This window comes from Pseudomonas sp. NPDC087615, from assembly GCF_044743445.1.
GTDB lineage: Bacteria > Pseudomonadota > Gammaproteobacteria > Pseudomonadales > Pseudomonadaceae > Aquipseudomonas > Aquipseudomonas baetica_A.
Genome location: NZ_JBIUWM010000144.1, coordinates 1 through 1,397 on the forward strand (window position 1 = coordinate 1; position 1,397 = coordinate 1,397).

General features: G+C 53.0%; 1 protein-coding gene. It reads left to right on the forward strand.

The window, feature by feature from the left end; translation table 11 throughout:
- The first annotated feature begins 535 nt into the window (after positions 1-535).
- Positions 536-1,318, forward strand: a complete 783-nt coding sequence (locus ACIOU6_RS27990) for a hypothetical protein (RefSeq protein WP_401139989.1) — start codon at positions 536-538, stop codon at positions 1,316-1,318.
- The last annotated feature ends 79 nt before the right edge of the window (positions 1,319-1,397 follow it).

The window sequence follows — 1,397 nt, forward strand, 5'->3', positions numbered from 1 at the left end:
CACTCTTGTCGTTGCTATTAGTCATAAACATAACCGTTTGCCTATCCCTTATCGTAAGGGGGAAAGGGTGTCCTGTCTTTCATGGGGCTTGTCCAGCTAGGCCCGTCAAGAGTAAGCGTCCGCCCAACTCACCTCGCGTAAGTCAGGCCGGCATCCACTGATGCGCTAGCTTTTTTGCAGTGAAAACCGGAGCCGACCTTTCAATTGAGTACGATCCGTATGCCTATCTCAAGATATGCCGACGCAGCGGGCGAGTGAGATTACGGAGTTGCTGCCACACAGGTGGCATCCAGCTTAATCATGCAGGGCGGGTTGGCCGGAAGCTTGCCTTTCCATCCCATCTCTCCCTCAAGTGTTTCATTGGGGGCACGGTAACATGCCGCCAGAGCCAAAGTGGCGCTCGTCACCTCCTCACGCATGTCTCTTATCTGAAAGCCCATTTCCCCAAGTTACATTTTGTTGCCAAGCCCCTAATCAAATACTGGCCAAAAGCCACTCTACAACTACGCTAACAGATTTAGCCGTGAGATAGGAAATGTCGACAATTGAACAAGAGCCGATAGTGATGGATGACTTTGAGTCTTGGCTAAATGGTCGTCCGAAGTGGCTGCAGACTGCTGCGCGCATGATGATCGATGCGAAGCGCCAACTGAACGAACGGGAAATCAAGGAGCTGTCTAGGCTCTGCCAGCTTGAGGCCAAAGGCCAACCTGATCCAGGATTTCTGAGCATAGTACCTGGCACATTGTCCCAGGCCGCAACCAGACCCCCAGTTAGAATCGATGAAATTCTCGACGTACATGGCCTGAACGCCATCAAGGCTGGAGCCCATCTTCCATTCGGCAGCTCGAACCTCGCTGTCATCTACGGTCAGAACGGCACTGGCAAGAGCGGGTTCGCACGACTACTGAAGCAGATTTGCGGATCTCGTTCCAAAGACGAGATACGGAGCAATGTCTTCGATCGTAACCCCACGGAATGCCGTGCTCATTTCAAAGTCTCAGTGGACGGAAACTCTGTTGATGTCCATTGGGACATCCCAAGCGGTCCTCACAAAGCTTTGAGGCAGGCCCAGATCTTCGATAGTAAAGCCGCTCAGCAGTACATGGGTCGGAATGAAGCTTGCTACGAGCCAAGCCGCATGAAATTTGTGTCGGCGCTCATCACCACCGCCGACGCAGTAAACGCGGAGCTAAATAGGGAGAGGAATCTACTGAAGGGAGCCCTCCCTGCCGTGCCTGGCTCCCTCTCTTCCACTGCCGAGGCAAATTGGCTGCAGACACTCAAAAGCACGACTACAGCTGTAGTGGTCAACTAATTCCGGACACCTCAATAGGTGATTTTGACGCCATCGCCCGTTCGTAAACGGTCGGTGGCAGATATCCCAGTTTCGAGTG